Source organism: Micromonospora sp. DT229 (genome assembly GCF_049844505.1).
Taxonomy (GTDB): domain Bacteria; phylum Actinomycetota; class Actinomycetes; order Mycobacteriales; family Micromonosporaceae; genus Micromonospora.
This window is the reverse complement of sequence record NZ_JBNCLD010000016.1, coordinates 87536-102498: the sequence shown is the minus strand read 5'-3', so window position 1 is coordinate 102498 and position 14963 is coordinate 87536. Positions and strand designations below refer to the sequence as shown.

Annotated in this window: 14 protein-coding genes; 8 read left to right on the top strand and 6 right to left on the bottom strand. The window is 71.2% G+C overall.

Going from position 1 to position 14963, the window contains the following annotated elements:
- The first annotated feature begins 6 nt into the window (after nucleotides 1-6).
- The 3 genes from ACLQ2T_RS22460 (at nucleotide 7) to ACLQ2T_RS22450 (ending at nucleotide 3992) form a co-directional block, all read left to right on the top strand.
- Entirely contained in the window at nucleotides 7-2418 is a 2412-nt protein-coding gene (locus tag ACLQ2T_RS22460; RefSeq protein ID WP_425768346.1) for a ComEC/Rec2 family competence protein, read from the top strand.
- 156 nt (nucleotides 2419-2574) lie between these two features.
- On the top strand, nucleotides 2575-3552 hold the full coding sequence (gene holA, locus ACLQ2T_RS22455; protein ID WP_425768314.1) for a DNA polymerase III subunit delta: 978 nt from the start codon (nucleotides 2575-2577) through the stop codon (nucleotides 3550-3552).
- On the top strand, nucleotides 3549-3992 hold the full coding sequence (locus ACLQ2T_RS22450) for a hypothetical protein (RefSeq protein WP_425768313.1): 444 nt from the start codon (nucleotides 3549-3551) through the stop codon (nucleotides 3990-3992). The genes holA and ACLQ2T_RS22450 overlap by 4 nt, the downstream gene beginning before the upstream one ends.
- A gap of 143 nt (nucleotides 3993-4135) precedes the next feature.
- Here the strand turns inward: ACLQ2T_RS22450 and rpsT are convergent, their stop codons facing one another.
- Nucleotides 4136-4402, bottom strand: a complete 267-nt coding sequence (gene rpsT, locus ACLQ2T_RS22445) for a 30S ribosomal protein S20 (protein WP_425768312.1) — start codon at nucleotides 4400-4402, stop codon at nucleotides 4136-4138.
- 239 nt (nucleotides 4403-4641) lie between these two features.
- Entirely contained in the window at nucleotides 4642-5628 is a 987-nt protein-coding gene (locus ACLQ2T_RS22440) for a phosphotransferase family protein (protein WP_425768311.1), read from the bottom strand.
- A 91-nt stretch (nucleotides 5629-5719) separates the two neighbouring features.
- Between ACLQ2T_RS22440 and ACLQ2T_RS22435 the strand changes: the two genes are divergently transcribed.
- The 3 genes from ACLQ2T_RS22435 (at nucleotide 5720) to ACLQ2T_RS22425 (ending at nucleotide 8780) form a co-directional block, all read left to right on the top strand.
- Complete coding sequence (locus ACLQ2T_RS22435; RefSeq protein WP_425768310.1) at nucleotides 5720-6253, top strand: DUF4240 domain-containing protein; 534 nt, start codon at nucleotides 5720-5722, stop codon at nucleotides 6251-6253.
- 94 nt (nucleotides 6254-6347) lie between these two features.
- Nucleotides 6348-8225, top strand: coding sequence for a translation elongation factor 4 (gene lepA, locus ACLQ2T_RS22430; RefSeq protein ID WP_425768309.1), 1878 nt, complete (start codon nucleotides 6348-6350; stop codon nucleotides 8223-8225).
- 267 nt (nucleotides 8226-8492) lie between these two features.
- Complete coding sequence (locus ACLQ2T_RS22425; RefSeq protein WP_425768308.1) at nucleotides 8493-8780, top strand: GlsB/YeaQ/YmgE family stress response membrane protein; 288 nt, start codon at nucleotides 8493-8495, stop codon at nucleotides 8778-8780.
- A gap of 138 nt (nucleotides 8781-8918) precedes the next feature.
- Here ACLQ2T_RS22425 and ACLQ2T_RS22420 read toward each other — a convergent pair whose 3' ends face one another.
- From ACLQ2T_RS22420 to ACLQ2T_RS22410, 3 genes are all read right to left on the bottom strand, one after another.
- The gene (locus ACLQ2T_RS22420; protein WP_327024515.1) at nucleotides 8919-9824 is read right to left on the bottom strand and encodes a phytanoyl-CoA dioxygenase family protein; all 906 of its coding nucleotides are present in this window, start codon (nucleotides 9822-9824) and stop codon (nucleotides 8919-8921) included.
- A gap of 219 nt (nucleotides 9825-10043) precedes the next feature.
- Nucleotides 10044-10901, bottom strand: coding sequence for a hypothetical protein (locus ACLQ2T_RS22415; protein WP_425768307.1), 858 nt, complete (start codon nucleotides 10899-10901; stop codon nucleotides 10044-10046).
- 122 nt (nucleotides 10902-11023) lie between these two features.
- Complete coding sequence (locus ACLQ2T_RS22410; RefSeq protein WP_425768306.1) at nucleotides 11024-11812, bottom strand: enoyl-CoA hydratase-related protein; 789 nt, start codon at nucleotides 11810-11812, stop codon at nucleotides 11024-11026.
- Nucleotides 11813-11832: 20 nt separating this feature from the next.
- Here ACLQ2T_RS22410 and hemW point away from each other — a divergent pair, with 20 nt between their 5' ends.
- Nucleotides 11833-13056 (top strand): radical SAM family heme chaperone HemW, encoded by a 1224-nt coding sequence (hemW, locus tag ACLQ2T_RS22405; protein WP_425768305.1) that lies wholly within the window; start codon nucleotides 11833-11835, stop codon nucleotides 13054-13056.
- 7 nt (nucleotides 13057-13063) lie between these two features.
- On the opposite strand, the gene ACLQ2T_RS22400 is transcribed toward hemW, so the two are convergent.
- Nucleotides 13064-13663, bottom strand: a complete 600-nt coding sequence (locus ACLQ2T_RS22400) for a DUF4870 domain-containing protein (protein ID WP_425768304.1) — start codon at nucleotides 13661-13663, stop codon at nucleotides 13064-13066.
- Between the two features lie 207 nt (nucleotides 13664-13870).
- On the opposite strand from ACLQ2T_RS22400, the gene hrcA reads away from it, so the two are divergent.
- On the top strand, nucleotides 13871-14893 hold the full coding sequence (gene hrcA, locus ACLQ2T_RS22395) for a heat-inducible transcriptional repressor HrcA (RefSeq protein ID WP_425768303.1): 1023 nt from the start codon (nucleotides 13871-13873) through the stop codon (nucleotides 14891-14893).
- Nucleotides 14894-14963: the final 70 nt, after the last annotated feature.

The following is a 14963-nucleotide window of genomic DNA, read 5'->3' as shown; positions in this document are numbered from 1 at the left end:
GGGTCGCTGCCCGGGGGTGCCGGCCCCTTCGGGGCGATCATCGACCCGAGCGGCGGGCAACCGCCTGACCTGCGGCTGGCTGGGCTGGCCGTGGCCGCCTGGCTCACCGCCCTGACCGGGCTGCACCTCGACGCCCGGCGGGCCCTGCTGCCAGCCGTCGTCGCTGCTGGCCTGGCCGGGCTGGCGGCGCTGCACCTGCTCGGGTTCGTCGGTCGCCCCGGCACGGTAGCCCGGCGCTACGGCTGGATCGTGGTGGCGGTGCTGATCGGGGTGGTCTGCGGCGGTGCCGCCACCTCGGCCCGGCTGGCCGTACGCGACGCCGAGCCGCTGCGCGCCCTCGTCGAGGACCGGGCCCAGGTAACCGCTGAACTGGTCGTCCGGGACGACCCACGGCCGGTACGCGGTGGCATCGTCGGACGCCCGCCCACCCTGCTGGTACGGGCCAAGATGGTGAGCGTCACCGGCCCGGCGGAGCAGCGGGTCACCGTACCCGCTCGGGTGCTGGTCCTCGCCGACGACCCGGCCTGGCGGCACCTGCTGCCCGGTCAACGCCTCACCGCAGCGGGGAAGCTGACCGAACCGCGCGGCGGTGACCTGACCGGTGCCGTGCTGCTGGCCTCGGGCCCACCTGACCGGCTAGGGGCACCCTCGGCCCTGCAACGGGCCGCCGGCCGGCTCCGGGCCGGCCTGCAACAGGCGTGTGCGCCGTTGCCGGACGAGCCGGGTGGTCTGCTGCCCGGGCTGGTGGTGGGGGACACCAGCCGGCTGCCCGAGGAGGTCGAGGAGGACTTCCGGGCCACCGGAATGACCCACCTCAACGCGGTGTCCGGGTCCAATGTCGCGATCGTCGTGGGGGCGGTGCTGCTGCTGGCCCGGTGGGCGCGGGCCGGGCCGGGTCTGGCGGCGGTCCTCTGCGGGGTGGCGCTGGTGGGCTTCGTCATCCTGGTCCGTCCCTCGCCGAGTGTGGTCCGGGCGGCCACCATGGGGGCGATCGGGCTCGCTGCGTTGGCCGCCGGCCGTCCCCGAGCGGCCGTGCCGGCCCTGGCCGCCGCCGTGGCGGTGCTGGTGCTTGTCGACCCCGATCTGGCCGGCGACGCCGGCTTCGCGCTGTCGGTGCTGGCCACCGGTGGTCTGTTGCTGCTCGCGCCCCGGTGGCGCGACGGGTTGCGGCGGCGGGGGGTACCACCGGGGGCGGCCGAGGCGCTGGCGGTGCCGGCTGCCGCGCAGTTGGCCTGTTCGCCGGTGATCGCCGGGCTGTCGGGCACCATCAGTCTGGTCGCGGTGCCGGCGAACCTGCTCGTGGTGCCTGCCATCGCCCCGGCGACCGTGCTCGGTGTGCTGTCCGCGACGGTGTCGCCGATCTGGCCCTTCGGTGCCGAGGTGGCCGCGTGGCTGGCGCACTGGCCGGCGTGGTGGCTGGTGCTGGTCGCCCGGTATGGCGCCCGGCTGCCGATGGGCAACCTGCCCTGGCCGGGTGGGGTGACCGGGGCCCTGCTGCTGGCCGGGCTGACCGTGGCCCTGTTGGTAGCCGTCCGGCGGCCGGTGGTGCGTCGCCTGGTGGCGGTGGGCACGGTCGCGGTGGTGCTCGGCGCCGTGCCGGTGCGGGTGATCGCGCCGGGCTGGCCGCCGAAGGGCTGGGTGATCGCGGTCTGCGCCGTGGGGCAGGGCGACACGGTGGTGTTGCCGGTGGCCCCCGGACGGGCGGTGGTGGTCGACGCCGGCCCGGATCCGCAGGCGGCGGACGCCTGCCTGCGCCGGCTCGATGTGCGCCGGGTTCCGCTGCTGGTGGTCAGCCATTTCCATGTCGACCACACCGGGGGTGTGGCGGGGGTCTTCCGGGGGCGGCAGGTGGACCTGGTGGCGACTCCGCAGTGGCCGGAGCCGGCAACCGGACGGCAGCAGATCCACGATGCCGCCGGGGGTCGCGGCATCCCGGTGGTGCCCGTTGCGGCCGGGTGGCGATATCAGGCCGGTGCCGTGGACCTTGTCGTGGTGGGACCGCCCTACCCGATGCGGGGGACCCGGTCGGACCCGAACAACAACTCCCTGATGCTGCTCGCCACGGTGGCCGGGGTGCGGATCATGCTCACCGGTGACGCCGAGACGGAGGAGCAGCAGGCCCTGCGGGAGCAGTTGCCGGCCCACCGGCTGCGGGCCGACGTGCTGAAGGTCGCCCACCACGGCAGCGCGTACCAGGATCCAGGTTTTCTGGACGCCATCGCCGCGAGGGTAGCCCTGGTGCCGGTGGGGGCGGGCAACACCTACGGGCATCCGAACGACGCGGTGCTGGCCCGGCTGGCCCGGGGCGGGGCGCGGGTGTTGCGTACCGACCTGGACGGGGATGTGGCCGTGGTGCGCGATGGGGTCGGGCTGGCCGTGGTGCCCGGCGGGGTCGACCTGAGTCGGTCCAGACCGTGAACCGGACTCACCGCCGATCTCGAAGAAAGGCGGAAATTGACCCCAGCTTATGGCGATAGATGAAGAATTAGCGGTATGTCGGGATTTGCGCTTTGTGCGGGGTCTGCTCGCACCGTGCGGTCGACCCGACTGGACCGGGCTGGCCAGCGTGCGAATATGGGCGGCGTGACCGCCGCCAGTGCCGCTCCTATTGTGCTCGTCCTCGGTGACGAGGAGCTGCTCGCCACGCGTGCGGTGGCCCAAACGGTCGCCACCGCCCGGGCCGCCGATCCGGAGGTGGACGTCCGCGAGTACCAGGCCGGGCAGCTCACCGTCGGCGAGATCGACGAGATGCTCAGCCCCTCGCTGTTCGGGGGTCGTCGGGTGCTGGTGCTGCGGTCCGGTCAGGACGCCCGCAAGGACTTGGTCGCGGCCCTGCTCGCGTACGCGAAGAATCCCGACCCGGATGTGCAGCTGATCGTGCAGCATCTCGGCGGGGCCAAGGGCAAGGCCTTCGCCGACGGGCTGAAGGCGGCCGGTGCCCAGATCATGCCCGCCACCAAACTCAAGGGGCACCGGGATCGGGTGGCCTTCGTCCGGGACGAGTTCCGCCGGGCCGGCGGCCGGTGCGCCGACGACGCTGCCGAGGCGTTGATCGCCGCGGTCGGTAACGATCTGCGGGAGTTGGCCGCGGCCTGTGCGCAGCTGATCGCCGACACCGACGGCCGGATCAGCGCCGATACCGTGGCCCGCTACTACCGGGGCCGGGTGGAGGTGAGCGGCTTCACCGTGGCCGACGCCACCATGGTCGGTGACGTGCCGGGGGCGCTGGAGGCCCTGCGCTGGGCCCTGCACGTCGGGGTGGACCCGGTGCCGATCGCCGACGCTATCGCCGACGGCATCCGTACGGTCGCCCGGGTCGCCTCCGCCGGGCGGGGCAGCCCTTACCAGTTGGCGAGCAGCCTGGGCATGCCGCCGTGGAAGGTCGAACGGGCCCAGCGGCAGGCGCGCGGCTGGACGCCCGAAGGGCTGGTCCAGGCGATGCAGGCGGCGGCCGAGTGCAACGCGGCGGTCAAGGGCGGGTCGGACGATCGGGCGTACGCGCTGGAGCGGGCCGTCTTCTCGGTGGCCGCCGCGCGGGGCGGCGCCAGATGAGCGGAGCCCTGCGTGGTTCCTGGGCCACGATCTCGGCTGACCAGCAGCGTTACCGGCCGCTCTACGCCCGGGCCCTCGGGCTGCGGGTCGTCAACCCGGGTGGGGTGCTCTGCTTCGTCTTCTTCGAAGGGGCGATCGCCCTGGCGACCCTGCTGGTCCTGGCCGAGTTGGTCACCTGGTGGGCGGTCGTGGTGCTTCCCGCGGCGGTGGCCGTCATGGTCAAGCTCAACGACCTGGTGGCCGCGGCGGTGATCCGCTCGGCGGCAGCCGTACCCGATCAGGAACGCGACCGGTTCCGACGGCAGATGGAACCGGTCGTCGGGCGGGCCCAGGTCGACTGGCTGCCGCACAGCGTGCCCGGGGTGGTGCTCCGGGTGGGGCCTGCGGACAGTGTCGAGCCGACCGACCGTACCGCCGGCACCGACAAGCCGAGACCGTAAGCAGCGGCCGAGCCGAGACCGTAAGCAGCCGTCGAGCCGAGCCGGATCGAAAAGCCGCCGAGGCCGTGGTCAACGCTGGTGCACGAGCGTAAGCCCCGGGGGCACCTGGCCCCGGGGCTTACGTCAGGTCTGCGGTAGTCAGCTCAGGAGGAGAGCGACGCCACGCGCTTGGCGATCGCCGACTTGCGGTTCGCCGCCTGGTTGGCGTGGATGACGCCCTTGCTGGCCGCCTTGTCCAGCTTCCGGGAGGCGTCCTGCATCAGCGCGGTGGCCTTCTCGGCGTCACCGGCCTCCGCAGCCTCGTGGAACTTGCGGATGGCGGTCTTCAGCGACGACTTGACCGACTTGTTACGCAGCCGGCGCTTCTCGTTCTGCCGGTTGCGCTTGATCTGGGACTTGATGTTCGCCACGCGACAGCCTCGTCTTGATAGCTCGGGTTGGTCAGCTTGTGCGCGCGACGAGCATGCGTCATCGCTGCGCGAAGAGCCAGGTTACCAGGTCAGTTCGGACGGGCCAAAACGGCACCCGACCCACGCCGGGGCGCGGCCCCGGGACCACCATTCCGGCTCGCGGTGAGACCCGGCGTCACCCCGGCCTCACCTGTACTCCGCCACGGCCCCAGTTGCCCTCGGCCGGAGGCCGCCCCGGGTCAGTTCCACCCCTGGCGGCGGGCCAACCAGGCCAGGGCCTGCTCGCCGGTCCATCGTTGGTGGGCGGGTAGTTGGGCCGAGGCGGTCGGTGGGGGAGCGGCGGCAGCGGTCAGGTGGTAGCCGGCCAGGGCGGCCAGGGTCACGTCCAGCGCGTCGGTTGGCGCGTCGGCGGCGGCCGGGTGGGTGGCGAACCGGGCATCCACCTCCAGTCCGCTGGCGTACCCGGTGATCAGCAGGCCGACCAGGTCGAACCAGGCCGGTCCGTGACACAGCCAGGTCCAGTCGCAGAACCAGGCCGTTCGGTCGGCGCCGATCAGGACGTTGTCCACCCGCAGGTCACCGTGGGTCAGGCCGGTCGCCTCGGCGGCGTACCGGGGAAGTTTCGACTCCAGCGCGACCAACTCGGTCAGCCGGCCGACCGCCGATGCCGGTAGCGGCGGCGCCGGTTCCCGGCCGGCGGCCACCTCGTCCCACCAGAGGATGTCCTCCCGCGCCAGGTCGGCGAGGCGGGGCAGCCCGAGACCGGCGAGTTCGGTCGGGGGGTCGGCGAGGGCGGCGGCGATGTCGACGTAGCCGGCCAGGGTGGCGTCCAACTCCGCCGGGTCCCACGGCAGCCGGGGGGTGTGCCCCTCGACCGGGTCCAGGCAGAGCGCATACCAGCCGGCCTCCCACAGGGTCCAGCGCAGTCCCGGCACGGGCAGGCCGACGGGTAGCCGGGCGAGGATGGCGGCCTCCCGGGCGTACCAGTCGACCAGGTGAGGCTGCTCGGCGCGGGCCGCGGCCTTCACGAAGGCGCTGTCACCCTCGGCGGTGCGCAGCACCGCGGCGAAACCTCGGGTGAAGCCGGCGGTGGCGACCCGGACCTCGACCACCGGGGCGCCGAGGCGGGCCGAGACGGCGGCCCGGACCGCCGCCGGCAGGGCCGTCCAGCCGGGCCGCTGGGCGGTGGCGTGGTACGGCACGGGCGGCACGGACGGGTTGCTCACCCGACCATGCTGCCCGGTGGCGGCGACATGGGGTGCCCGACCGCCCCGCAACGTGCGGTGACCGTCGGGAGGTCTGTCAGACTGCCAGGCCATGAGGACCGACGACTTCTGGCAGTTGATCGACAGCGCTCGGTCCGGTGGGGGAGAGCCCGGCGCCATCGCCGCTCGGGCCGTTGCGCTGCTCGCCGCCCGCGACCCCGAGGAGATCGTCGGGTACGCCCACCACCAGCGGCGGGTGCTGAGCGCCTCCTACCGGGTGGATCTGTGGGGTGCCGCGTACCTGATCAACGGGGGTGCCTCCGACGACGGGTTCGAGTACTTCCGGGGCTGGCTGATGACCCAGGGCAGGGAGGTCTTCGCCCGCGTGGTGGCCGACCCGGACTCCCTGGCCGAGTTGCCCCGGGTGCGATCGGCCGCCCTCAGCGGCGAGGAGTTCGAGTGCGAGGACATGCTGGCGGTGCCGTGGGATGCGTACCGCAAGGCGACCGCCACCGATCTGCCGACGGACCGGCAGCCGCCGCCGGTGTCGGACCTGAACGACTTCTGGGACTTCGACGACGCCGACGAGGCCCGGCGTCGGCTGCCCAGGCTGGCGGCCCTCTTCGTCGAGCCACCGCAGGAGTGACGGACGCCTGGCCGACGCTCGGCGGGGACGTGGGAGCATAGAGGGGGCCGGCACGAGCCGGCCTGCTCACGTCAGCCGACCAGAACGGACCGCTGTGCCACCGACGCTCGATACCGGCGCGAACGCTCCTGGTGCCACCGACCCGGCGCGGATCAGGAACTTCTGCATCATCGCCCACATCGACCATGGGAAGTCGACCCTGGCCGACCGGATGTTGCAGCTCACCGGTGTGGTCGACCCTCGGCAGATGCGTGCGCAGTACCTCGACCGGATGGACATCGAGCGCGAGCGCGGCATCACCATCAAGAGCCAGGCCGTACGGATGCCGTGGACCATCCGCGATGGTGAGCGGGCCGGCGAACAGGCCGTACTCAACATGATCGACACCCCGGGGCACGTGGACTTCACCTACGAGGTGTCCCGCTCCCTGGCCGCCTGCGAAGGTGCGATCCTGCTGGTCGACGCCGCCCAGGGCATCGAGGCCCAGACCCTGGCCAACCTGTATCTGGCCCTTGAGAACGACCTGCGCATCATCCCGGTGCTCAACAAGATCGACCTACCGGCCGCCCAGCCGGAGAAGTACGCCGAGGAACTCGCCCACCTGATCGGCGGTGACCCGGCGGACTGCATCAAGGTCTCCGGCAAGACCGGCGAGGGGGTGCCCTACCTGCTCGACGAGATCGTCCGGCAGTTCGTCCCGCCGGTCGGTGACGCCGACGCCCCGGCCCGGGCGATGATCTTCGACTCGGTGTACGACGTCTACCGGGGTGTGGTCACCTACGTCCGGGTGATCGACGGGCGGATCAGCGCCCGGGACCGGATCAAGATGATGTCCACCGGCGCGGTCCACGAACTGCTGGAGATCGGCGTCATCTCGCCGGAGATGGTGAAGTCCGACGCCCTGGGTGTCGGCGAGGTCGGTTACCTGATCACCGGGGTGAAGGACGTCCGGCAGTCCCGGGTCGGTGACACGGTCACCATCAACGGGCGCCCGGCGGCCGAGCCGCTCGGCGGCTACAAGGACCCTAAGCCGATGGTCTACTCGGGTCTGTATCCGATCGACGGCTCGGACTACCCGGCCCTGCGCGACGCGCTGGACAAGCTCAAGCTCAACGACGCCGCGCTGACCTACGAGCCGGAGACCTCCGGCGCGCTCGGCTTCGGGTTCCGCTGCGGCTTCCTCGGCCTGCTGCACCTGGAGATCATCGGGGAGCGGCTGGAGCGGGAGTTCAACCTGGATCTGATCTCCACCGCACCGAACGTGGTCTACCGGGCGATCTCCGAGGACGGCCAGGAGGTCGTGGTCACCAACCCGAGCGAGTACCCGACCGGCAAGATCGCCGAGGTGTACGAGCCGACGGTGCGGGCCAGCGTGCTGACCCCGAACGACTACGTCGGTGCGGTGATGGAGCTGTGCCAGAGCCGTCGAGGCAGCCTGCTCGGCATGGAGTACCTCTCCGCCGACCGGGTGGAACTGCGCTACACGCTGCCGTTGGCCGAGATCATCTTCGACTTCTTCGACCAGCTCAAGAGCCGCACCAAGGGCTACGCCTCGCTGGACTACGAGCCCACCGACGAGCAGGCGTCCGACCTGGTCAAGGTCGACATCCTGCTGCACGGCGAGCCGGTGGACGCCTTCAGTGCCATCGTGCACAAGGACAAGGCGTACGCCTACGGCACCACCATCGCGGCCAAGCTGCGCAACCTGATCCCGCGCCAGCAGTTCGAGGTGCCGATCCAGGCCGCCATCGGCAGCCGGGTCATCGCCCGGGAGACCATCCGGGCGATCCGCAAGGACGTGCTGGCCAAGTGCTACGGCGGTGACATCAGCCGTAAGCGCAAGCTGCTGGAGAAGCAGAAGGAAGGCAAGAAGCGGATGAAGATGGTGGGCCGGGTGGAGGTCCCCCAGGAGGCCTTCATCGCCGCCCTGTCCTCCGACTCCGGCGACGGCAAGGCCGCCGGCAAGAAGTAGCCGCGCTGGGAAGATCCCCGAAGGCACCGCTGGTCGATCCGACCGGCGGTGCCTTCGTCGTACGGGCCGGTCTGGGTGTTCGCCGTTTCGGCGCAATGGCGGTCGTCGAGGTGTCGGGTGACCCCCATTGCGCCGAAACGGCGTGTTGGCCACGACGCGCGGCCTGAGTGAGGTGGGCCGGTTTGAGAACTTCGAGGGTCGGGCATTAGGCGGTCACGACAGAAAAAACCACGAACGTGGATCGGCCTTTTGTGAAGGAGAGCGACCATGGAGTTCACTGTCTGGGGCATCATCACCGCGCTGATCGTCGGTCTGATCATCGGCGCCCTGGGCCGCCTGGTGGTGCCGGGCCGTCAGAACATGCCGATCTGGCTGCACATGCTCATCGGTGTCGGTGCCGCCCTGCTCGGTACTGTGATCGCCCGTGCCTCCGGCTTCGCCGAGACCGCCGGTATCGACTGGCGGGAGCTGATGCTCCAGGTGCTGCTGGCCGCCATCGCGGTCGCGCTGGTCGCCGGGGTCGGCCGCAGCCGCCGGGGGGTCACCCACCGGTAAAACTGATCACGGAAAAGGCACCCGACCGGAACGGTCGGGTGCCTTTTCGTTCGCCGTACACCCACTGTGCGACAGGGGTGTCAAGAAGGGCACCCCTTTAAGTACGCGAGGCGTTAATGAGGTGCCCTTACTTACCGCTTAGCGGAGCCAGGGGATGTTGCGGTTGAGCAGACCCCGCTCCTTGAGTTCCTTGCGCAGCGGAATCTCGTCGTCGATGTAGCCGTCCCAGTTGATGCCCCAGTAGTTCGCGGTATGGGTGCCCTCACCGCAGAGCTGACGCTGCACCGGGGTGCGGTTGGCCCACCACTCGCCATCCTTGTCGATGTGCAGTTCGTCGAGGGGACGGATCCACCGGTAGGTGTAGCCGACGAAGAGCATCTTGCGGGTGATGGTCGACAGGTTCGTCGACCGCGAGTGCCACTGGCGACGGTCGAAGATGAAGGCGTCACCCGGGTTGGCGGTGATCTCGACGGTGCCCTCCGGGTCCGGGTTGTGCACCGTGGTGTCCGCCGGGCGGGGCAGCGAGTTCCACAGGTGGCTGCCCGGGATGACCTTGGTGGCGCCGCGACCGGTCTCCGACAGGTCGGAGAGCACGTAGGCGACCTTCAGCGAGAACATCGGCCGGGGCAGGTTCGGGTCCATCGTCTCCGGGTCGGAGTTCTGCCGGTACCCGTCCTGGTGCCACCCCCAGTACGGCTTCTCCGGCTCCAGGGCCGGCGGGGTGACGTCGAGGTGGTTGTGGTGGCTGTAGATGTTCCACCCGGCCAGGCCCCACATGTAGGGGAAGGCGATCGGGTGGGTGAGCAGGTCGCCGAAGAGTTCGTCGCGCTCAAGGAAGCCCAGCAGGTGCAGGGTGCCGTCCTTGGTGGTGTTGCCCTTGGCCTGCTCCTCGGCGTACACCCGGTCGACCGCGGCTTCGAGGGCGGCCCGGTGGTCCTCGGTCAGGACGTTGCGCAGCAGGAGAAAGCCCTGCTCATGGAACTCCTTGCGGTCGACGTCACTGATCGGTTCATAGCCGGTGCGGTCGCCGTAGTCGAATGCCACGTCGTACCCCTCCCCATGAGGTGAAACCATTTCTGGCACAGGTGGCCGATCGTAACGCCCCTTCGCGCCGACCCAGGGACCACCCGCATCGATCCTGACAGCCACGGTCACCCAACGCACCTGGGTGACTACCTCTGGCTACTCAGAGTGTAATCGGCAGACGGTTGGTAGCGAATTGACGGATTTTGCGGTTACTGCGGGTAAGGAGATCGGAGTCTCTCAGGCGTCCCCGAAGACCTCGGCGACGACCTCGGCGGACTGGCGTGAACCGTCACCCACCCGGCTCCACGAGCCGCCCCGGTTGGTCCACTCCAGGTCGCCGAACCGCACCCGCTTCACCCCGTGGTCGGTGGCGTGGGCGACCAGCCAGTGCGCGTACCGCCAGCCCTCGAGCTGGTTGGCCGCGGCGACCGTGAGCCCGCTGGCCGTGGTCGCCGCGGCGGTCAGCCCCCAGTCCAGGCTCAGCCCCTTGGTCAGGGCGGTCGCGGCAGCCTCCCCCCGCATCGCCGGATCACCCCCGAAGGTGCAGACCACCGCGCCGGTGGCGTGGCCGAGCAGCGCGCGGGTGAGCACCTCCGACTCGTCGGCCCACTTCTCGTAGGCCTCCGGGAAGGCCGAACGCTGCACCTTCTGCGCCGCGTCGGTGACCCGCATGTCCTGCCAGCCGCGCACCTTCTTCAGCGCGGCATAGAACCGGTCGGCCGCGTACCGGGGATCCTGGATCTGCTTCGGGGTGCCCCACCCCTGGCTGGGGCGCTGCTGGAACAGACCCACCGAGTCGCGGTCCCCGTCGGCCAGGTTGCGCAACCCGGACTCCTGGTAGGCGGTGGCCAGCGCCACCACCACCGCCCGGTCCGGAAGCTCGTGCTGGATGCCGATGGCCGCGATGGTCGCCGCGTTGGCCATCTGATGGGCGTCCAGGGTCACCTTCCCGTCGGCCTGCACGGTGCACGCCCGGCTGGCCAGCGGCAACCGCAGCCGCTGACCCACCTGCCGCATGCCGAGCACGATGCCGACCACCGCGACCAGCACGACGACCAGGAAACCCGCCACGAGCACCCGAGTCCGCACCCACACCTCCCGTACGACGTCCGCGCAGAAGCGTACGTCCCGCGCCGCTCGATCTGGATCATCCGACCAGTTCCGTCCGAAGCGCGTCATCCGCGCCGGAAGGGAAGTTCCCCGCTATCGGCCGATCCTCACCTGTCGAGTTCGGCCACCCAGCGCGCCGGGCGCTTCTCGCGGAAGGCCATGACCCCCTCCATGCCGTCGGCGGACAGGAAGTACCGGGTGGACAGGGTGCTCAACGCCGCCAACTCCTCGCCCAGGTCGGTGGCGGGCGGCCGGCGCAGCAGCTCCTTGGCCCCGGCCAACGCCGAAGGGGCACCGCGTACCAGGGAGTCGCAGTAGCGCTGCACCGCGGCGTCCAACTCCTGCCCCGGCACCGCAGCGGTGACCAGACCGATCTGCGCCGCCCGCAGGCCGTCGAAGGTGTCCCCGGTCAGGTACAGCTCGGCCGCCGCCCGAGGATGCAGCCGAGGCAGCACGGTCGCCGAGATCACCGCCGGGATCACCCCGATGCGTACCTCGGTGAAGGCGAAGGTGGCCTCGGCGGCGCAGACCGCCAGGTCGGCCGCCGCGATCAGGCCCAGACCTCCGGCCCGGGCCGGGCCGGCCACCCGGGCCAGCACGGGCTTGGGGCACTCCCAGACGGCCGCCAGAACCTCACCCAGCATGCCGGCGGGCACGGTTCCGCTGGCGTACGCCGCCGCCGTCTCCTTCAGGTCCGCCCCGGAACAGAAGACCGGGCCGGTGTGGTCCAGCACGATCACCCGGACGGTGTCGTCGGCGACCGCGGCGCGCAGCCCGGCCAGCAGTTCGGTCATCAACGGGGTGGAGAGCGCATTGCGGTTGTGTGGGCTGTCCAGGGTGAGGGTGCTCACCCCGCGGGCCGTGGTGACCCGCACCAGCGCGTCGGGAGAGGTCATGGGAGGGCACACTAGTGGCCATGCCCGGCGTCCTTCCAGCAGGCGAACCCGTCCCGGTCGACGGGTCGCTGCCCACCTCCGCCCTGAACAGAGTCGATGAGGGCGGCTTCGGGGTGTACGTGCACGTGCCCTTCTGCGCCAGTCGCTGCGGCTACTGCGACTTCAACACCTACACCGCGGAGGAGTTGGGCGGCGGCGCGAGCCGGGACAGCTACGCCGACACCGTGCTGGCCGAGTTGGCGCTCGCCGCGCGGGTGCTGGGCGACCGCCCGCCCCGCCGAGTGGAGACCGTCTTCGTCGGCGGGGGGACCCCCACCCTGCTGCCCGCCGACGACCTGGCCCGCATCCTCGACGCCATCGACCGCACCTGGGGGCTGGCCGCCGACGCCGAGGTGACCACCGAGGCCAACCCGGAGTCGGTCACCCCGGCCTCCCTGAAGGAGCTGCGGGCCGCCGGCTACACCCGGATCTCGCTGGGCATGCAGTCGGTCGCCCCGGGGGTGCTCGCCGTGCTCGACCGCCGGCACAGCGCCGGCCGGGCCACGGCCGCCGCCCTGGAGGCCCGCGAGGCCGGGTTCGACCACGTCAACCTGGATCTGATCTACGGAACGCCGGGGGAGCGCCCGGAGGACTTCGCCGCCTCCCTGGAGCAGGTCGTGACGGCGGGGGTCGACCATGTCAGCGCGTACGCCCTGATCGTCGAGGACGGCACCCGGCTGGCCGCGCGGATGCGTCGGGGGGAGCTGCCGTACCCGGACGACGACGTCGCCGCGGACCGCTACCTGGCCGCCGAGGCCGCCCTCGACGCGGCCGGCTTCTCCTGGTACGAGGTGTCCAACTGGGCCCGTACGCCGTCGGCCCGGTGCCGGCACAACCTGCTCTACTGGACCGGCGGGGACTGGTGGGGCCTAGGACCGGGGGCGCACAGCCATGTCGGTGGGGTGCGCTGGTGGAACGTCAAACACCCCACCGCGTACGCCCAACGCCTGGCCGCCGGTCGGTCACCCGGCCTGGCCCGGGAGGTGCTGACCCCCGACGAGGCCCGGATGGAGGAGGTCATGCTCCGGCTGCGGCTGGCCGAGGGACTGCCCCTGGAGGTCCTGGACGGCCCCGGTCGGGCGGCTGCGGCGCGGGCGGTGACCGACGGCCTGCTGGCCGCGCCCGACTACGCCGCCGGCCGCGCGGTGCTGACCCTGCGCGGCCGGCTGCTCGCCGACGCCGTGGTGCGTGACCTGCTGCCCTAGCTGCCGATCAGCCCTTCACGAAGGAGTAGCTCATCGGGTAGCGGTAGAGGACGCCTTCGTTGGCCTTGACCCCGCCGATGATGCCGAAGATCAACGGCACGACCCAGACCAGCATCGGGACGAAGAACAGAATGCCGCAGGTGATCGCGGTGAGCACCCAGCTCAGCAGCCCGACGACCGCCCAGGTGAGCTGGAAGTTGAGGGCCGCGACGGCGTGTGCCCGCACCGTCGGGGACTGCTGTCCACGGGTCATGTTCGCGATCAGCGGCGCCACCCAGCCGAGCAGGCCACCACCGACGACCACGCCGAGCGGCCCGCCGAAGTGGGCGATGAGCGTCCAGGTCTTGTCCTCGTTGGTGCCGTACCCGCCCCCCGGCGCGCCGTAGCCCCCGGTCGGGTAACCGACACCGGGCGGAGGGTAGCCGCCGGGCGGCGGATAACCACCCGGGGGCGGATAGTCGGCCGAGGGAGGCTGGTCACCCGGGGGTGGGTAGCCACCGGGCGGGGGATAACCGCCGGGCGGCGGGTAGCCGCCCTGGCCAGACGATCCGGAAACCGGGGCGGTGGGATCGTCGCCGTAATCTGGGGGACGAGGTGGTTCGGTCATGGAGCTCACCGTAGGTGCAGGCGGCAATGGCGCACCATAGCGACACCGGTGCGTGTCACCTCTCCGATCGGCCCTCGGACAGCTCCACTTCTTGATCATCGCGCGGTCGGGGGGCCTCGACGTAGACTGGCACTCGCTACAGTCGAGTGCCAGGGCGCCCTTCGGCGGCGGTGACGCTCGACACTGACCTGCGACAGGAGGTGGGAGATGGGTCTCGACGACCGCAAGCTCGCCGTACTGCGGGCGATTGTCGAGGACTACGTCGCCACCCAGGAGCCGGTCGGCAGCAAGGCGTTGGTCGAGCGGCACCAGCTCGGCGTCTCGCCGGCCACCGTCAGAAACGACATGGCCGTGCTGGAGGAGGAGGGCTACATCCGGCAGCCGCACACCAGTGCCGGCCGGGTGCCCACCGACCGCGGCTACCGGCTCTTCGTCGACCGGTTGAGCCGGGTCAAGCCGCTCAGCCCGGCCGAACGCCGGGCGATCGAGCGGTTCCTGGCCGGGGCGGTGGACCTCGACGACGTGGTGCACCGCACCGTGCGGCTGCTGGCTCAACTGACCCGGCAGGTCGCCGTGGTGCAGTACCCCAGCCTGGCCCGCTCCCGGGTACGCCACCTGGAACTGGTGCCCATCTCGACCACCCGACTGATGCTGGTCGTGATCACCGACACCGGGCGGGTCGAGCAGCGGCTGGTCGAACTGCCCGCCCCGATCGCCGCCGACGACGTGCTGGACCTGCGCCGGACGGCCAACGAGAAGCTGGTCGGCATCCAGCTGTCGGAGACCCCGCCCCTGGTGCAGACCCTCATCGACGAATGTGGACCGCACCTGCGGCTGGCCATGACCACCCTGTCCACCGTGCTGCTGGAGACACTGGTCGAGCGGCACGAGGAGCGGATCGCGCTGGCCGGCACCGCCAACCTGGCCCGCGGTGGCCTGCTGGACTTCCAAGGTTCACTGCGGCCGATCCTGGAGGCCCTCGAGGAGGAGGTCGTCCTGCTCAAACTCATCGGCGAGGTTGAGCCGAGCACACTACGGGTGCGCATCGGGGACGAGAACAAGATCGACAACCTGCGGGCGGCCTCCGTGGTCAGCACCGGCTACGGACCGGGGGAGACCATTGTCGGGGGAATGGGCGTACTGGGGCCGACCCGGATGGACTACCCCGGGACCATCGCCACGGTGAGGGCCGTGGCACGCTACGTGGGCGAGCTGCTGGCCCAGAACTGATCAGTCAGGGCCGACGGTGGGCTGCCGCCGACCGGCGTAATGCGAGACGAACACGAGGACACGGAACGCA

What these genes read in the sequence shown, in the direction of transcription:
- ACLQ2T_RS22450 (WP_425768313.1), top strand. Translation starts at nt 3,549, where the DNA reads ATGAGCGGAGCCCTGCGTGGTTCCTGGGCCACGATCTCGGCTGACCAG.
- hemW (WP_425768305.1), top strand. Translation starts at nt 11,833, where the DNA reads ATGCCCGGCGTCCTTCCAGCAGGCGAACCCGTCCCGGTCGACGGGTCG.
- ACLQ2T_RS22435 (WP_425768310.1), top strand. Translation starts at nt 5,720, where the DNA reads ATGAGGACCGACGACTTCTGGCAGTTGATCGACAGCGCTCGGTCCGGT.
- holA (WP_425768314.1), top strand. Translation starts at nt 2,575, where the DNA reads ATGGGCGGCGTGACCGCCGCCAGTGCCGCTCCTATTGTGCTCGTCCTC.
- ACLQ2T_RS22400 (WP_425768304.1), bottom strand. Translation starts at nt 13,663, where the DNA reads ATGACCGAACCACCTCGTCCCCCAGATTACGGCGACGATCCCACCGCC.
- ACLQ2T_RS22425 (WP_425768308.1), top strand. Translation starts at nt 8,493, where the DNA reads ATGGAGTTCACTGTCTGGGGCATCATCACCGCGCTGATCGTCGGTCTG.
- ACLQ2T_RS22410 (WP_425768306.1), bottom strand. Translation starts at nt 11,812, where the DNA reads ATGACCTCTCCCGACGCGCTGGTGCGGGTCACCACGGCCCGCGGGGTG.
- hrcA (WP_425768303.1), top strand. Translation starts at nt 13,871, where the DNA reads ATGGGTCTCGACGACCGCAAGCTCGCCGTACTGCGGGCGATTGTCGAG.